Raw genomic sequence first — 16207 nt, 5'->3', positions numbered from 1 at the left:
GATGGGCTGCAATCAGCTTCTGCCTAGCAGGGCCACCTGGTGTGAAGGCCAAGTCCAATGAAAATAGGTGACCAAGTAAAGTGTGATCACACAGAATGCTAAATGGCCAGCGGTGCCATTGATCAGTTAGGTGCTGATCCCTCGGAAATTTGATATCGCTTGGCCATTGCGGCAATCTCCTCAACAGTGATTGTGCCTGCGTGCTGGGCATGAGCTACAGTGTCAAAGATTGCGTGAATGACCGCCTCTACATCGGGAATCTCGGTGCGGGTGTCGCGGCAAAAGGCTGAGCGAACACGCTGACCTTGCTTGATTTGCCGCACAAGGATCTCCCAGCGGTGCCCGTCAGGGATGCCAGCCTCCTTCATCTCGGTTGGCAGAGTCTCCTCCTCTCCAGGATGCATTGGCCGCAACCGGTGAGACCGACCGGGATGGCTCTCGAACCATTGAGCGTCATCGGTTTTCCATGGTGTGTCAGTCAGTGAAATCCGTTGGACAGGCCCTGTAACTCCCGCCCGCTGCTTTGCGCGCTCGACAAAATCTTCCAAGCCTCCAATACCCGCCTGGATGCGTCTGGATGCGTCCAGTGCGTCAGAGACTCGCTCCCCACCTGATCTACCTTTCATCTGGCCTAGGGCATCCATGATGGCGTCAGTATTCTGGTTAATGTAAATCCCAGACCCCATGACGATATCGAGTTGGTTCTGGCAGCATTCACCTGCCAGCGCAGCCCTCCCATCCGCCAGCACCCCGCCAAAGGTACGGGAGTTGTGTTGCAGTGGCTTGCGGCAGATCCCGCAATTATCACCAGCCTTTTTGAGGGCTTTTGGAAACTCTTTCTCGTACCTGCGGCGCTCTGATCGGTTCATTCCTTGGAAACCTCTTGTGTGGACGAAGGTAGCGCTTGCGCCGCACGATCACGGCGCTCTGAATGCATCTGCAGTTGATCACTGACCCAGCTAGGGATTAAACGGCTACCGAGGCTTTGATACTCGGATAGGCATCGTACCCAACAATCTCGAAGGCCTCAAAGTGATAGTAACAATCGGTGATCTGGTACCCGTTCAAACACACTTGTTGGGCGTCTTGACCTGATAGGTGGTCGACACGCTGCGTGCATGCCCTTCATGATATGGCTCTCACGCTGACGACCAGCCCTTTCGGCTGGACGTGACCAGGGGGTGATGGGGCTTTAGATATGGGGCTCGTTGAGGCGTTGAACGCTGAAGCCGGATTGGAAAAGGAGTCAGGGTAGAGATGTTAGCTTCTGAAAAACTCATCGATAGTATGCATGGCGGTCAATTAGAGCTGCATTGTGTAGATGTATGCATTAGCCAGAAGCGTGAAGGTGGGGTGAAGCTAAATGGGTATGGCCTCTTCAAGGTTAACCAAGTAGGAACTATCTACCTTGAATTCATATGCCTTGAAGCTGATAACGTAAATACTCAGGTGACGACTGGATTTCACACTGTATTCCCAGATGATTCGTTCGATCACAGCCAAAAGCTTTACCTTGAGGCGCTATCACTTCACGGCGACAAAGTATTCGCCCAAGGTTTTTCTATTCGGATTAGCGTATTCAATCGGCAAGCACCTTACCGGATGCACATTCATTTCAATGAGATTTATTTCGTTGACAATGATTCGCACACGCAGCGCTCGAATAACTACATGTATTTTGAGATGCAAGGCAAGGCTCGGACGCCCGCAAACAAGATGAATACTGAGTCAAATAGTTATGGGAGTGAATCAAGCTCTTGGAATGAAACTGAGATTCAGATTGACGGAGTAAAAGTCAACATAATTAACAAGAAGGATCGGGTTGAGGTTCGTGCCAGAGGTGATTTTGATCCAGATGACCTTTATCAGTCCCTTCTTTTTTATATCGGGTTGTCTTCGGGGATTCTTCCGCAGCCATATTGCTTGATAAAATATAAAGGCGGTGATGGCGCCATGTACTTCAAATCTATACGCAAAGATTTGCACGGAAAGACGATTCCTGCTCCGATCACTGAGGCCGCTTATGGGGAGGGGGTTCCCTCCTCTCATTTTGCAATTCTTACGTCGATGCTGGTAGTGAAGCGGGATAACCCATTGCGCTTCAATAGCGCATATAGCCAGTGGCAGCGAATCTGGCATGCGTTTCAGTCTGAGAACAATATTGCGATCCTGACCCTCAGCGTGGCTGTTGAAGGGTTGCTTAACGATGTCTTCATCCCGGCGCTTAAGCATAATAGCGTTGATCAGGAGCTGGTGGCCGCCAAAGCCGCGTTAATTGAGCAGCTTCTCAGGCTTGATGGCCGGGATGATCATAGGAACACGCTGATATCGAGCGTTGAGCGGTGGGGCAATATCCATGCAGCTAAAGCACTTAGCATGTTGGTTGATATGGGGCTGGTCATGAAGGAGGAAAAGCGAGCATGGAGTGATCTTCGCAATTCAGCTGCCCACCCTACCTATAAAGAGAACAGTGAGGCAGGCGAACGACGAGTGCGTGAGCGTATCAGCACCTCGCTTACATTGTTCTATCGGCTGTTGCTGAATATTTTTTCGTACACAGGTCCCATGTATGAGTTTCAGGTCAATGCGAAGCCGAAATTTGCTGTCAGGGCTTACGTCCAGGTCCTCAATTGACGCTTATCAGATGGCAGAGCATCCAGGTGCGGTAAAGCCCGAGTGGTTCGGCAACCGCGACGCCTGAGAGTTAGAGTGCTCACCGGGCGGACTGCTGAGCATGTATACGCCTTCTCCAACACTATAACTCTCGGGCCTAATGGGCTGAGTGACCCTCTCATCAGCGGGCGATTGTTCCATCAGTCGCATTCACCGTGGCATCTACCACGAATTGCTCCAACGGTATTCCTCCTTGAGTGTGCTGCGGACGCATGGCAATGGACGAATCAGTGGCATTCTGCTAGCGTCGCCCCACCCCCAGCACGGACGTTTTTGGATCCGGGAGTGAAACCATTGGCTCCTCGGACACCCAAGGGCCACTGCTCTAACATGGCAGGCGAGCATTGTGATTTCGGAAATCGATCTACAAGAAATTACCCCGAGGGAACAGACGTCCTCCGCATCCGCGACGCATGTGATAAGCGGTATCCCACTACCTAAGCCTCTTCGTGTTCGAAGCTTCAGCCCAGACGAATGGGAGGAGTTCGTAGAAGAGTGGGGGAGTAGCCTGAAGACCGAATACCCAAAAGTCCGCCGCTTCGGCGGATCGGGGGATTTGGGTGTGGATATTGCTGGTTTTTGTTCTCCCGAAGGTTTTAAAGGTACGTGGGACAATTATCAGTGCAAGCGGTACGCTCACCCGCTGAGACCGAGTGATATCTGGGTCGAGATCGGTAAGGTAATTTATTATTCGTTCAAGGGATATTATATCCCTCCACGTAAGCATTTTTTTGCTGGCTCTCAAGATATTGGCACTACCTTAGAACAGCTTTTGAATGACCCAGATGAACTGAAATTCAAGGCGGAAGAGAATTGGGTGCAGTATTGTAAGAGTGGGATAACTTCGACCATGGAGATTTCTCTGTCGGGCGATCTTTTCGATCACTTTCAATCATTTGATTTTTCCATTTTCTCTTCAAAATCTGTTGTCGAATTAATTGATGGCCATAGTCGAACCCAGTTCCATGCCGTGAGGTTTGGTGGCGGACTTCCATTTAGGCCTGACTCATTGAAGCCTCCAGTGGTACCGGCTGGGAGTGAAAGCCGCTATATTCGCCAAATATTCGATGCTTATGGACATTATCTGAGTAAGACTATATCCGATGAGGCTGACCTAGAGCCTCATGGTGTACTCAAAAGAGATTACTTACGACAGAGAGAGCGGTTTTATCACGCCGAGTCTTTAAGGAATTTCGCGAGAGATACAGTCCCTGAAGGTACCTTCGCAGCCCTTCAGGAAGAGATATATTATGGGGTTGTGGATGTTTGTGAAGGCGATTACGCAGACGGACTTGCACGAATGAAGGCCACTATCACCCATTCTACAACCATTGCTGCTTCAGCAAATGCTCTTGCCTCGGCGTTCAAAACTCAGGATCGCCAGGGTATATGCCATCAGTTGGCAAATGACGATCGTTTAACGTGGGTGCCTTAAATGAATGAGCCCACAGTAAAGAGCCCTTTCAATGGCCCTCTGGAAACCGGGGTACGGTCACTAGCTATCCTCACGGCTGCCTTTCCGATGGCAATGGACCTACAGCGTTTGGTAGAGATGGACTATTTGGTAGTGCACTCTGAGGATGCGAGGGGCCCAAGAAGCTTACATGCACCATTGCCGTTGCGAGCCGGTGAGCTTCTTGTGCGTAGAGGATTAATAGAGTCAGGTTTGAAGCTGATGGTGAGACGTGGGTTATTAAGTCGGATTGCGTCATATGAAGGCTTCAGCTACATCGCTACCGATTCCGCTCAGCCTTTCATTTCTTCACTTAGATCTAGCTACTCGCTAAAGTTATTAGACAGGGCCAAATGGGCCTATGAAAGGTATGGGAATACACCCACGGAAGAGGTTCGAAAAGTTACTCATCGCATCTTCAGGTGGACGAGTGAGTTCCAGGCTTTTGAGCAGAGGGGCTCTGAATAATGAGTGAGTGCAGTTTCCAATTACGACGTGTTCAGTTTTCCGGCCCGACCGATGAACGACATGTAGATTTTTTTGACGGTGTGAACGTAATTTGTGGTTCGTCGGATACAGGTAAATCCTATCTGGCTGAGACAATAGATTACATGTTGGGCGGCTCCGAACTCAGAAAAATTGATGAGTTGGTTGGATATGATCGTATCACCTTGTCGTTAGAGTCAGGCTCTGGTAGACAGTGGGATTTAGAGCGCTCGCTGAATGGTGGGGGCTTCAAGCTGATTGAGAGCGATCAGGAGGGATCTACGGTTCTAAAGGCTACTCACTCTCACGGCGCTACCGACAACCTTTCGGGGTTCCTGCTTGACAAGCTTGGGCTGCTCGGCAAGAAGGTTCTGAAAAGTGCCGCGAAATCCACATTGCAGAGCCTCGGATTCCGAAACATTGCGAGGCTGGTAATTGTCCAAGAAGAAGAGATTGCTACTAAGGGATCGCCATTTTGGAGTGGTCAGTTCACTACTAAGACCTCTGAGTTATCAACCGTTAAGTTGCTCGTGACCGGAATGGATGACTCCGCAATCAATACCCCGGTGGTTAAAGTTATTGATAATTCAGGCAAGATTTCATTGCTTGATGACTTGATTGCTGAGCTGTCCGTTGACTTAGGTGATAGCAAGCGCGAAGAGCTTGAAATCCAGCTCGAGAAGCTCGGAGCTACGCTGGAGCGACATCGGAAATCAATTGCCCTTAATGAGGAATTAATTTCCGAACTTTTGGAACGCCGGCAAAATAATGTATTTCAATGCCAGTTGGTGTCGGAGCGACTTGACGAAATCGCTGACCTTTTCACAAGATTTGATCTCTTGCGTGACCATTATGATGTGGATCTTGAGCGCTTAGAGGCCATAAAAGAGAGTGGCTCCATGCTCGTCTATGTAGATGAAGTGGATTGCCCTATGTGCGGTGCTGCACCTTGTAATCAGCATCTCGAAGATTACGATGAAGCAGATCTGCGATCTGCTGTGCTGGCAGCGTCAGCTGAAATCGCCAAAATTGAACAGCTCAGGAGAGATCTAGTTCTAACCATTGATGAACTAAAGATTGAAGCTGAAGAGCTTTCAAGAGGTTATTCAAGTCGGCAGAAAGAATATGGTGAAATCGAAGTCTCTTTAAAAGACGCGCTTTCTCCGCGTAAAGATGAAGATAAAATTGACTTTGAAAAGCTCGTTGAGTTGCGGCAAGATATTTCAAAGAATATTAACGGCTTTGAGCGCATCGAGCAACTGACTCAACGTAAACTGGCATTGGAGAAAGAAGGGTCTTCGTCTGGTGGCAAGACAACTGCGGTTGTCAGCATTCCTGACACTATAGGAAATTCTTTATCAGACAAAATTTCCTCCATTTTGAATGATTGGAATTTTCCTGGTGAATGTAAGGTTGTATTTGATAAGGGTTCCAGCGATTTTATTATCGACGGTAAACCTAGGGGCAGCCGCGGAAAGGGGTTGCGATCCATCACGCATGCAGCGGTTAGCCTAGGATTGCTCGAGTATGCGCAGGAGAATTCGCTGCCCCACCCTGGGTTCCTTGTTCTAGATTCTCCGCTTCTTGCCTATTTTGCGCCGGAAGGTGACGACGATTTGCTTTTGAGAGGAAGCAATTTAAAAGAAAATTTTTATGAATACCTAATTCGTCACCATGGTAGCGGTAGCCAGATAGTAATCATTGAAAACCAGCATCCGCCACAAGAAGCTTTGCCAAGTGTGCATTTGACGGTCTTTACAAACAATCCACATGAGGGAAGAGCTGGTCTTCTGTAGAGTTGTATTGGCTTTGAGAGGTTATATGGGGTGATGCCGAGATAAGGGAAAATTAGGACATTTGTTCTATAATGGACTGATATATATTGATTTTTATGACCTGTCGGCTCCACGAAGAGTCAAGGCGAAGCTTTTTTACTTACCTTGTAATAGCTGGTCAGATGGCTCTGGCATGTGTGCCGGTTCATGCGCCACATGCACCATCGCTGTTCGCAAGCGGTGCTAGTAGCTTCAGCCGTTCAGTCGCTTCGACCAAGCGTGCCTCCAGGTTCTGCGCTTGCTGCGCCTGGGTCGCGGAAATCTCGCCCAGTCGGGACACCTCATCCTGCAAAGTGCGACAACGCTGCTCAAGGGTTTCATTCAAGCGCTCGGCACCGGCCAGCGAGATCTGCAAGGCCTCAAGGGCCTGAACTTTCTGTGCCAGTAGCTGTTGCTGCGCATGTTGCTCTTTTTGCAACTGCCACGCCTCGGTGAGCAGGCGTGCATTGTCGCGGTTTAGCTGTGTCAGCTCGTCCTGTTTAATTATCAAGGTCTGTTGCAGTTGCTTTAGCTCAAGTTGCATCTGCTGTACCTGCGACTCGTGTCGACGTTGTTCCTGCTCACGCTGTTCCTTGCGGGCCTGGCGATAGTGCTCCAAGGCGTCGCGTGCGTGCTGGTGCTTTTCTTCCAGGGGCGCCCGCAGAATTCGGAAAAAATCGTACGCTAAGGTGTCGGGCTCTAGTGCCGGCCAGATGAGGTGGGGTTGCCGAGATAAGGCAAAAATTAGGACATTCGTTCTGTAACGCTATGAAATTAAATATATTTTTATGTGTGCCAGGTGCGGCTGGCCACTTCCACCCGCATGGCTCCCGAAGACCCACGGGCCGTGGCCTATACTGAATCGGTCAATGTGTTCGCAACCAGCGTGCAGTACTGAAAGGAATCCACCCGACATGGCCGATATCGAGAACCCCTCTGAACAGCTTGAAGCACGTATTACCGAGTTGAGCGCGCAGTATCAGCAGTTGCAGGACGATTACGACGATGAAGTTCTTTTGTGCACGGGTTTGCTGCGCGCCCTGGTCAATGCAGACTATGGCTTATGTGAGACGCTGGTAAAGCACGCCGACTGCTCGGCTGAGCGCAAAGCCGACGCACTGCAATACATCGCCGATGCGCGTGCTGGGTATGACTGAGCGGACTACCGGCTATGCCGAGATAAAGGAAATTTAGGACATTGGCGCTGTAGGTAGTTGTTTCAGAATGGTTTTTCGTCAAAGCCCCCCTTGGATCAAACATCAGTCTACTGCGCGCTAATCGCCACTAAGATTTTCCGAGCGGTCACTGTCCAGTTAGGTTGATGTTTTCCGGCACTACCCAACCACCAATCGCGACTACTGTCATCCCGCTACCGATCCTCACGGGTGTGCCACAGGCGCAGCAGGTAGATAGTGGAATCCACTATCTCGTAACGCATCTCGTAATGGCCGATCTGAATTCGGCGCACATCCCGTGGTTCGAACTCTTCCAGGCGTTCGCCGATGCGCGGGTTGGCCAGCAACGTGGAAGGTGCGGCTGTGAGTTGCTGCACTGTTCGTGCGGCGGCAGGCTGATTCACTGCCGCCAGAAACTCATACAGCCGGGCAATGTCGGAAAGCGCCTTGCTTGTCCACTTCAACTCCATCAGCGCGGTACCGGCAATGGAGTGTCGGTGCTGAGGCTATCAGCCCAGGCCTGGACAGCTTGGTGATCAATCACGCGACCAGCATCCACATCGGCCAAGGCCTCACGGGTCAGACGACTACGTTCTTCTTCCTGGTCTATCCAGGCGGACAGAGCCTGCTTGACGATCCAGTTCTTGGAGCGCTCCAGGCGCTCAGCCATCAAATCGACCTTTTCGGCCAGTTGCACAGGGACGTGAGCCGTGACGGATCGGGTTTTCGCGGTAGTTGCCATGATGGGGTTACTCCTGATCAATGGTCGGTACAAGGTGGATGCTCTGCCGGCGTTCAGTAACCGCCGCATCCGATGCCATCCGGCGCAGAGTAACGGCATGTTCGCTGGACTGGCGTGCTCCGGCCTCATCACCAATAGTTTTGAGCTTGTTGGCCTGCCATTCCGACGCTTCAGCGCCGGCAAGCAACGACGTGGCCAGCGTCACCTTTTGGCGAGACTTTTGACGCTGCTCCTGCGCGCCTCGCTGAAGTTCGACAACCTGCGCGGCCTCGTTGGCCGTGATACGCAAGTTGGTGCGGGCAATGTCGAAGCGGCCATCGGCGCTCGTGGCCTCGGGCGCTTCGAGGCAGGTTTGCATCGAATTCACTGCCATCAGCAGCTTGTTGATCTGCTGCAACAGCTCGGTTCGTTCTTGGTCATTCTTCATGGAGCGTTACTTCTTCTTGAACTTGATGTCGCCTGAACCGGCAACGGAATGATCGCGGATCGGTGGGTTACCACGGATCACAATGTCGCCAGATCCTGCCACGCGAGCCTTCACGGAGTCGCTGACATAAGCGTCGATGTCGCCGGAGCCGGCCACCGACAGCTTGGCGGATGTTGCCACCAGCTCACTGGCATCCACATCACCCGATCCGGCCACCTCGGCGTCAAGAAGATCCACTTGGCCAAAAGCCGTGATGTCCCCCGAGCCCTGGACGCCGAGATCGAGGACGGCCTGCTGAAGGTCGTACAAAGTCACGTCGCCACTGCCCTTGATACGGATGCTTGGTGCTTCAGGCAGTGCGACCCCAACAATACAACGACCTTTGAACTGCATCGTGACACCGCCCTGGCGCCCACCGACATTGATCGTACCACCCACAAAAATGTTGCCGGTGCCAGAAACATGAATATTGCCCCCACCCCCGCTGATGGAAACACCTTCCTGCTCGATGACCAGCTTGTCACCCTCGAAGCGGGTCTTGATGTTACGAATTGCCTCCTGGTTTTCCCCGGCCACGACCAAGTGCGCCGAAGGCGAGCGGAAGAACACTACATCCACCGCGCCCTTGACCACAATTTTGCGCACCGGGCGGATGGGGCGCTCTTCCTTCTCATAGCTGGCGGCGCGTTCCCACGCGGAGTCGCGATGGGTAGCATCCTGGAGAGTCAATGGGCTGAAATGGTTCATCGGTCTATCCTTGGTGATTTGTTCAGCGTAGATCTGCGTCAATTCGATTCATAATTAATCATAATGAATAATTATGCGCCGTCAAGCGTGCCGTCAGGTTGGGCTATACCCTAACCTGATGTCAGGAGGCCATAGAACAAAGTGTCAGATTAGAGCCGTTAATTTATTTTATTGACGTGTGCTAGCGTAGATCTTAGATTTCAGCCTGACACTTTGCTGGGCCTCAGAAAAACATAGGAGCTTATGATGGTTTTGCACTACACCAACAGGTCCAAGGAAATTGCTTGTGGTCGTAACAACCACGACCTGGTTAGCACTTCCCTCAATGATCGTGTCACCTGCAAAAAATGTCGTAGTTCCAAGGCTTTTCAGCAGCGCTCCTGGTTCAATGATTTTCAAAACCGCACCGCCACGGAGCCGATGGGTTTGGAGGAGTGGACCAGTGGCGCCATGACATTCGCCCAAGCGGCGCAATTCAGCTTGCGCTGTTTTCTGGTCGAAGCAGAAGAAATGGCACAAGGGTTGGAGAGGGACTTACAACCGCTGATCGTCAACGAGTGATAGGAAACGAGAATCAAAACGTATTTTATCGATATAGGATGACTCTGATGACAGCAAAACTTGAAAACCTTGAACTTGCAGCAAAATTTGAGAAGAACAACCAGTGGCGCGAATTGCTTAACTTCTCAAATCAATGGGTAGTCGAGGAGCCAGAAAATGTCTTCGCATGGCAGGCGATGGGAGATGCACTTAGAAAATTGGGGAGGCCGGCAGAGGCAATAGCAATATTATGTAAAGGCATAGAATTTGCTCCACCTCACCCTGTGGACTTTATGGGTAAAGTATTATCCGCTGCGCCCTTATGGTATCGGCTCGCACACGCTTACAGTGAGTCGGGGAAATTCGAGCTTTCCATCGAGGCCTTTAAAGAAGCAGCACGCATTGACCCTATGGCTACCGATATATGGAATGATCTTGGCGTTGCCTATGCAAACAATAATGATTACAAAGGTGCGTTTGAAGCATTCAAGAAAGCTGTCGATGCTGATCCAACAAATACGAATAGCATCAAAAATCTTGGTCTTGTCTATGCGAAATGTGGCGTTGAACAAGGCGTCAGCCACGCTCATTCAATGCTATTGAAGCTGAACACGAGCTCGGCGAAAGAGTTCTTGGCGCAAGCAAAGGACCTCTTATCTAACCGCTAAATCATATAACGGTCGCTCTCTCGAACAGAGCAGACGGCACAAGGGTTTGCGGGTCGCCAAAGGGCTTAAAAGCACTTTCTGTTCCGTTGCTCCCCAAACCCGTAACCAGCGGCCAGCCTAGGGAGGCACCTTGCAGGGACAACGTATCGGCTATGTCCGGGTCAGCAGCTACGACCAAAACCCGGAACGCCAGCTGGAACAAACCGAGGTGAACAAACTGTTCACCGACAAGGCCTCTGGCAAGGATACCCAGCGTCCGCAACTGGAGGCCATGCTCGGCTTCGTCCGCGAGGGTGACACCGTTGTAGTTCACAGCATGGATCGCTTGGCGCGCAACCTGGATGACCTGCGGCGCCTGGTACAAAAGCTGACCAAGCGCGGCGTGCGTATCGAGTTCCTGAAGGAAGGCCTGGTATTCACCGGTGACGACTCGCCCATGGCCAACCTGATGTTGTCGGTAATGGGGGCCTTCGCCGAGTTCGAGCGAGCGCTCATTCGCGAGCGACAGCGCGAGGGCATTGCCCTGGCCAAGCAACGTGGCGCTTACCGGGGCCGCAAGAAAGCCCTGTCCGACGAACAGACCGCCGCAGTCCGACAACGGGCCGCTGCCGGCGAGCCAAAAGCCCAGTTAGCCCGTGAGTTCGGTATAAGTAGGGAAACCCTCTACCAGTACCTTCGCACGGATGACTGATACATGCCGCGTCGCTCGATACTCTCGGCCACTGAGCGCGACACTCTGCTTGCGCTGCCGGAAAGCCAGGACGATCTGATCCGCTATTACACCTTTAACGAGTCCGACCTGTCGTTGATCCGTCAGCGCCGGGGTGATGCCAATCGCCTCGGCTTTGCCGTGCAACTCTGTCTGCTGCGCTACCCCGGTTACGCGCTGGCCAGCGACAGCGTCTTGCCCGATCCGGTCATTGAGTGGGTGGCCCGACAGGTTCAGGCGGCTCCCGAAAGCTGGGCGAAGTACGGTGAGCGCGATGTCACCCGCCGTGAGCACGCCCAGGAGCTGCGTACCTACCTCGGTCTGTTGCCGTTTGGGCTGTCGGACTTTCGTGCCCTGGTACGCGAGCTGACCGACCTGGCCCAGCAAACCGACAAAGGCCTGTTACTGGCCGGTCAGGCTCTGGAGAGCCTGCGTCAGCAACGACGGATCTTGCCCACGCTGACGGTGATCGATCGGGCTTGTTCCGAAGCCGTGGCACGAGCCAATCGGAGGGTCTACCGTGCCTTGATCGAGCCGCTGAGCCAGCAGCATCGCAACAAGCTCGACGAACTGTTGACCCTCAAAGCAGGCAGCAACAGCACTTGGTTGACCTGGCTGCGGCAGTCACCGCTGAAACCGAATTCGCGGCACATGATGGAACACATCGAGCGGCTGAAGATCTTTCAGCTGGTGGCCCTGCCTGAAGGTCTCGACCGGAGCATCCACCAGAACCGGCTGCTGAAGCTGGCCCGTGAAGGTGGGCAGATGACCCCTCAGGATCTGGGCAAGTTCGAGAACGAACGGCGCTACGCAACCCTGGTGGCCGTGGTGCTGGAAAGCACCGCGACGGTGACCGATGAACTGGTAGATCTGCACGACCGGATTCTGATCAAGCTGTTCAGCAGCGCCAAGAACAAGCATCAGCAGCAGTTCCAGAAACAGGGCAAGGCGATCAACGACAAGGTGCGCCTGTACTCGAAAATAGGTCAGGCCTTGCTGGACGCGAAAGCGTCGGGTGACGATCCCTTCGCCGCCATCGAGGCGGTCATCCCCTGGGACGAATTCGCCCAGAGCGTCACCGATGCCGAGCTGCTGGCCCGTCCAGAGGCATTCGACCATCTGCACCTGGTCAGCGAGAACTTCAATACGCTGCGCCGCTACACCCCGGCCTTTCTGGAAGTGCTTCAACTGAGGGCAGCACCGGCAGCGCAACGTGTGCTGGATGCCATCCAGCAGCTGCGCGAGATGAACGCAGACAACCTGCGCAAGGTGCCCTCGGACGCACCGACTGCGTTCATCAAGCCGCGCTGGAAACCGCTGGTGATCACGCCGGAAGGTATTGATCGGCGCTTCTACGAAATCTGCGCCTTGTCTGAACTGAAAAACTCGCTGCGCTCCGGCGACATCTGGGTCAAGGGCTCACGGCAGTTCCGTGACTTTGAAGATTACCTGTTGCCACCCGCGAAGTTTGCCGCGCTCAAGAAGGAACAGGCGCTGCCATTGGCGATCAACCCCAACAGCGACCAGTATCTGGAAGAACGCTTGCAGCTGCTGGAGCAGCAACTGGCGACCGTCGCCAAGCTGGCCAAGGACAACGAACTGCCCGACGCCATCCTCACCGAGTCCGGACTGAAAATCACGCCGCTGGATGCGGCGGTACCGGACACGGCTCAGGCGCTGATCGACAAGACCAGTCGGCTACTGCCCCGCATCAAGATCACCGAACTGCTGATGGACGTGGATGAGTGGACAGGCTTCACCCGTCACTTTACCCACCTGAAGGATGGTGCTCAGGCCAAGGATCGGACGCTGCTGCTGTCCGCAATCCTTGGTGATGCCATCAACATCGGATTGACCAAAATGGCCGAGTCGAGTCCGGGCATGACCTACGCCAAGTTGTCTTGGCTGCAAGCCTGGCACATCCGCGACGAAACCTACTCGGCGGCACTGGCTGAACTGGTCAACAACCAGTTCAACCATGCCTTTGCTGCCAACTGGGGAGACGGCACCACCTCATCCTCCGACGGCCAGCGCTTCCGCGCAGGCGGTCGAGGCGAGAGCACCGGGCACGTCAACCCGAAATACGGAAACGAACCGGGGCGGCTGTTCTATACCCACATCTCCGACCAGTACGCGCCGTTCAGCACCCGCGTGGTGAATGTCGGTGTGCGGGATTCGACCTATGTGCTCGATGGACTGCTGTATCACGAGTCAGATCTGCGGATCGAGGAGCACTACACCGACACGGCGGGCTTCACCGATCACGTCTTCGCCCTGATGCACCTGCTGGGCTTTCGTTTTGCGCCGCGCATCCGCGACCTGGGCGAAACCAAGTTGTACGTCCCGCAGAGTGTCCAGGACTACCCGACACTGCGCCCAATGATCGGCGGCACGCTGAACATCAAGCACGTCCGCGCTCACTGGGACGAGATCCTGCGTCTGGCCGCGTCGATCAAACAGGGCACCGTCACCGCCTCGTTGATGTTGCGCAAACTGGGCAGCTATCCTCGCCAGAACGGTCTGGCCGTGGCCCTGCGGGAGCTGGGCCGGATTGAGCGCACGCTGTTTATCCTCGACTGGCTGCAAAGCGTCGAGCTGCGCCGTCGTGTGCATGCTGGGCTGAACAAGGGCGAGGCGCGCAACGCCTTGGCCAGGGCGGTGTTCTTCAACCGCCTCGGTGAAATCAGGGATCGGAGCTTCGAGCAGCAGCGCTACCGGGCCAGCGGCCTCAACCTAGTTACAGCTGCTATCGTACTGTGGAACACGGTCTACCTGGAACGGGCCACCCAGGGGCTGGCTGACGCCGGAAAGCCGGTGAATACCGACCAGTATCAGTACCTGTCGCCGCTGGGCTGGGAGCACATCAACCTGACTGGCGATTACGTCTGGCGGCAGAGTCGCCGGTTGGAAGACGGGAAGTACCGACCACTGCGAAAGCTATAAGTAATAACTACTCTAAAAACAGCTAGTTACGAACCAAATGAGTGAAATTTCCCTTTATCTCGGCATGGCTTCGTCATAGACCAACAGCAGGGGTGTCAAAATGTCGAAAGGAGATCGCCTTTTCCGGGGGCCTGAAAGTCATGCTGCGGAAAAACTATCCAGGGATGCACTAGCGCCATTCCTGAATGATCGAGGCTACGTTGTCATTGCCGACAAGCGAATTCAAACGGGCGTGGCCACTCAGCAGTTCATCAGTATCCGCACTCCTGATGGCCAGGTACTGAGCATGCGCGTCCGACTGTGCTGGCGGCGCGATGGACGAAATCCCAACGAGAAGAAATACGCAGCGGCTCAGTTGGCGGCGCACCTGCGCCAAGGTGGATGGGATGCGACGCTGGAGCACATCACATCGCGAGACACGAAGCGCGGGCTCACTCACAATTTGCTCGTGCAGCGTGACGAAGGCGCCATCATCTTTGCCGCGCTCATTCCTATCGAAAGCCTTCATGCCATCTGGAACCGCCAGCGCGAGGTCAGCAATGACCTGCAACGCCGTGAATTGAAGGGACGAGCCAAGAAGAATCACGCTCAGAACGGCACCAGCCCGACTCTGTGGTTACAGGATGACCGGACACCTGACGGACACGAGGTGGCCGATGCACTGTGGCAGTGGCCGGGTGTGATCGATTTAGCCAAGCTCACTCCCCATACGAGGGAGTCGGAACTGGTTGACGATACCTACGACGACTGCCCGGCACCGGACTACTCGTCTCTGGGTCGGGATGAAGGTGAGCGCGTGTCCGTGCTTCGCTCGGAGGTTCGTCGCGACCCGCATGTACGCCGAGCTGTACTCGAAAGGGCTGGGTTTGCGTGCGAACGTGAGGATTGTGGCAAGCGCCGGGACTTCCCTGGCTTCCTGGATGTTCATCACATCTTAGGGGCCGAGAAGTCAGACCGTGTATACAACTGTGTGGCCCTGTGCCCGTGCTGTCACCGCGAAGCGCATTATGCGCCATACGCCGATGACCTCAACAAGCAGCTACTTACCTACGCCAAGAGGTTCGGCTGAACCGTTGCGCAACGGCTTCTGGCCGCATGCAAGCAGGCTGGAGGACTGAAGTTTCGAGTGCTATGCCTGCCCGAAAAACCTTAGCGTACGATTTTTTCCGAATTCTGCGGGCTCCCCTTCCAGCGAGCGAATTTGCCCGTCGCGATCCTGTAGGCGCTCCCCCATATCGCGATTCGCCTGCAATAGGCGCGCATTCTCGACCTCGGCCTGTTGGCGTTGCTGCTGCTCCTGCTGTAGCGCTTGCTGGACAGCCTGGAACTGTTCTGCGAGGCCGCTGCACTGACTTTCCAGCTGCTGGATTCGGCTTTCGGCCAGCCGAGCCTGGTTCTGGTAATCAAGCCGCTCGCGTGCCAGTTGTTCGCGCTCCAGGGCCACAGCCGCCTGCGCATCTTCCCCTAACTGATCTGCCAGTTGGCCGACCAGATTGGCCAGCTGTTCGCTGAGCGGGATCGAGGCTACATTCCGGCCGCACTCTACACTTTCGAGTTCTTTCAGGTAGCGGTGAATGGTGGTCTTCGAGCCGGTATTGCCAAGTTCGCCTCTTACCGCGTCGATGCTGGGATTCTCGCCCCGCGCCAGGATTGCCTGTCGCGCCTTCTGAACCAACGCCTTGTTGATGCCGCCACGGGCCATGGTTTGCTCCTTCAATTTCGTGGTGAATTACGTATTACGTATTTACATACTAAATTTGATTGACGTAAAGCACATTTCAGGTGGATAAATCAGATAAAATAATGGAGAGTTATTGAATAGGATAGGCA

At 53.8% G+C, this 16207-nt stretch carries 15 protein-coding genes and 2 pseudogenes; 10 read left to right on the top strand and 7 right to left on the bottom strand.

Annotated elements, in window-relative coordinates:
- Positions 1–122: 122 nt before the first annotated feature.
- The gene (locus M5G17_RS11620; protein ID WP_273893060.1) at positions 123–869 is read right to left on the bottom strand and encodes a hypothetical protein; all 747 of its coding nucleotides are present in this window, start codon (positions 867–869) and stop codon (positions 123–125) included.
- A gap of 388 nt (positions 870–1257) precedes the next feature.
- Between M5G17_RS11620 and M5G17_RS11615 the strand changes: the two genes are divergently transcribed.
- The 4 genes from M5G17_RS11615 (at position 1258) to M5G17_RS11605 (ending at position 6408) form a co-directional block, all read left to right on the top strand.
- On the top strand, positions 1258–2634 hold the full coding sequence (locus tag M5G17_RS11615) for a hypothetical protein (RefSeq protein ID WP_273893059.1): 1377 nt from the start codon (positions 1258–1260) through the stop codon (positions 2632–2634).
- Between the two features lie 385 nt (positions 2635–3019).
- The gene (locus M5G17_RS11610; protein ID WP_273893058.1) at positions 3020–4108 is read left to right on the top strand and encodes an ABC-three component system protein; all 1089 of its coding nucleotides are present in this window, start codon (positions 3020–3022) and stop codon (positions 4106–4108) included.
- Positions 4109–4594 carry an ABC-three component system middle component 2 gene (locus tag M5G17_RS27625; RefSeq protein ID WP_420793354.1) on the top strand — a complete coding sequence of 162 codons (486 nt, stop codon included), beginning with the start codon at positions 4109–4111 and terminating at the stop codon, positions 4592–4594. It abuts the gene before it with no gap.
- Positions 4594–6408, top strand: a complete 1815-nt coding sequence (locus tag M5G17_RS11605; protein WP_273893057.1) for a coiled-coil domain-containing protein — start codon at positions 4594–4596, stop codon at positions 6406–6408. Before M5G17_RS27625 ends, M5G17_RS11605 begins: the two co-directional genes overlap by 1 nt.
- 184 nt (positions 6409–6592) lie before the next feature.
- On the opposite strand, the pseudogene M5G17_RS11600 reads toward M5G17_RS11605, so the two are convergent.
- A pseudogene (locus tag M5G17_RS11600) lies at positions 6593–7078 on the bottom strand (cointegrate resolution protein T); the annotation flags it as partial.
- Between the two features lie 262 nt (positions 7079–7340).
- Between M5G17_RS11600 and M5G17_RS11595 the strand changes: the two are divergent.
- On the top strand, positions 7341–7583 hold the full coding sequence (locus tag M5G17_RS11595) for a hypothetical protein (RefSeq protein WP_273893056.1): 243 nt from the start codon (positions 7341–7343) through the stop codon (positions 7581–7583).
- 212 nt (positions 7584–7795) lie between these two features.
- Here the strand turns inward: M5G17_RS11595 and M5G17_RS11590 are convergent, their stop codons facing one another.
- From M5G17_RS11590 to M5G17_RS11575, 4 genes are read right to left on the bottom strand one after another with little or no spacing between them, the layout of a single operon-like run.
- Entirely contained in the window at positions 7796–8071 is a 276-nt protein-coding gene (locus tag M5G17_RS11590) for a type II toxin-antitoxin system RelE/ParE family toxin (protein ID WP_273893055.1), read from the bottom strand.
- A complete protein-coding gene (locus M5G17_RS11585) occupies positions 8071–8343 on the bottom strand; it encodes a CopG family ribbon-helix-helix protein (RefSeq protein WP_015060662.1) in 273 nt (90 codons plus the stop codon). The genes M5G17_RS11590 and M5G17_RS11585 overlap by 1 nt, the downstream gene beginning before the upstream one ends.
- 7 nt (positions 8344–8350) lie before the next feature.
- Complete coding sequence (locus M5G17_RS11580; protein ID WP_273893053.1) at positions 8351–8770, bottom strand: hypothetical protein; 420 nt, start codon at positions 8768–8770, stop codon at positions 8351–8353.
- A gap of 6 nt (positions 8771–8776) precedes the next feature.
- Positions 8777–9517, bottom strand: coding sequence for a head GIN domain-containing protein (locus M5G17_RS11575; RefSeq protein WP_273893052.1), 741 nt, complete (start codon positions 9515–9517; stop codon positions 8777–8779).
- A 246-nt stretch (positions 9518–9763) separates the two neighbouring features.
- On the opposite strand from M5G17_RS11575, the gene M5G17_RS11570 reads away from it, so the two are divergent.
- The 5 genes from M5G17_RS11570 (at position 9764) to M5G17_RS11550 (ending at position 15446) form a co-directional block, all read left to right on the top strand.
- Positions 9764–10078: a hypothetical protein gene (locus M5G17_RS11570; protein ID WP_273893051.1), complete on the top strand. Its 315-nt coding sequence runs from the start codon at positions 9764–9766 to the stop codon at positions 10076–10078.
- A 47-nt stretch (positions 10079–10125) separates the two neighbouring features.
- A complete protein-coding gene (locus M5G17_RS11565; RefSeq protein WP_273893050.1) occupies positions 10126–10725 on the top strand; it encodes a tetratricopeptide repeat protein in 600 nt (199 codons plus the stop codon).
- A 130-nt stretch (positions 10726–10855) separates the two neighbouring features.
- A complete protein-coding gene (locus M5G17_RS11560; protein ID WP_273893048.1) occupies positions 10856–11416 on the top strand; it encodes a recombinase family protein in 561 nt (186 codons plus the stop codon).
- Between the two features lie 3 nt (positions 11417–11419).
- Positions 11420–14377: a Tn3 family transposase gene (locus M5G17_RS11555; protein WP_273893047.1), complete on the top strand. Its 2958-nt coding sequence runs from the start codon at positions 11420–11422 to the stop codon at positions 14375–14377.
- A gap of 100 nt (positions 14378–14477) precedes the next feature.
- Positions 14478–15446: an HNH endonuclease signature motif containing protein gene (locus M5G17_RS11550; RefSeq protein WP_273893046.1), complete on the top strand. Its 969-nt coding sequence runs from the start codon at positions 14478–14480 to the stop codon at positions 15444–15446.
- A 117-nt stretch (positions 15447–15563) separates the two neighbouring features.
- Here the strand turns inward: M5G17_RS11550 and M5G17_RS11545 are convergent.
- Positions 15564–16079, bottom strand: a pseudogene (locus M5G17_RS11545) (DNA-binding protein); the annotation flags it as partial.
- Between the last annotated feature and the right edge of the window lie 128 nt (positions 16080–16207).

This window comes from Pseudomonas rubra (genome assembly GCF_028656935.1).
In the GTDB taxonomy this organism is placed as follows: Bacteria; Pseudomonadota; Gammaproteobacteria; order Pseudomonadales; family Pseudomonadaceae; genus Aquipseudomonas; species Aquipseudomonas rubra.
This window is presented reverse-complemented; position numbering and strand designations above follow the sequence as displayed.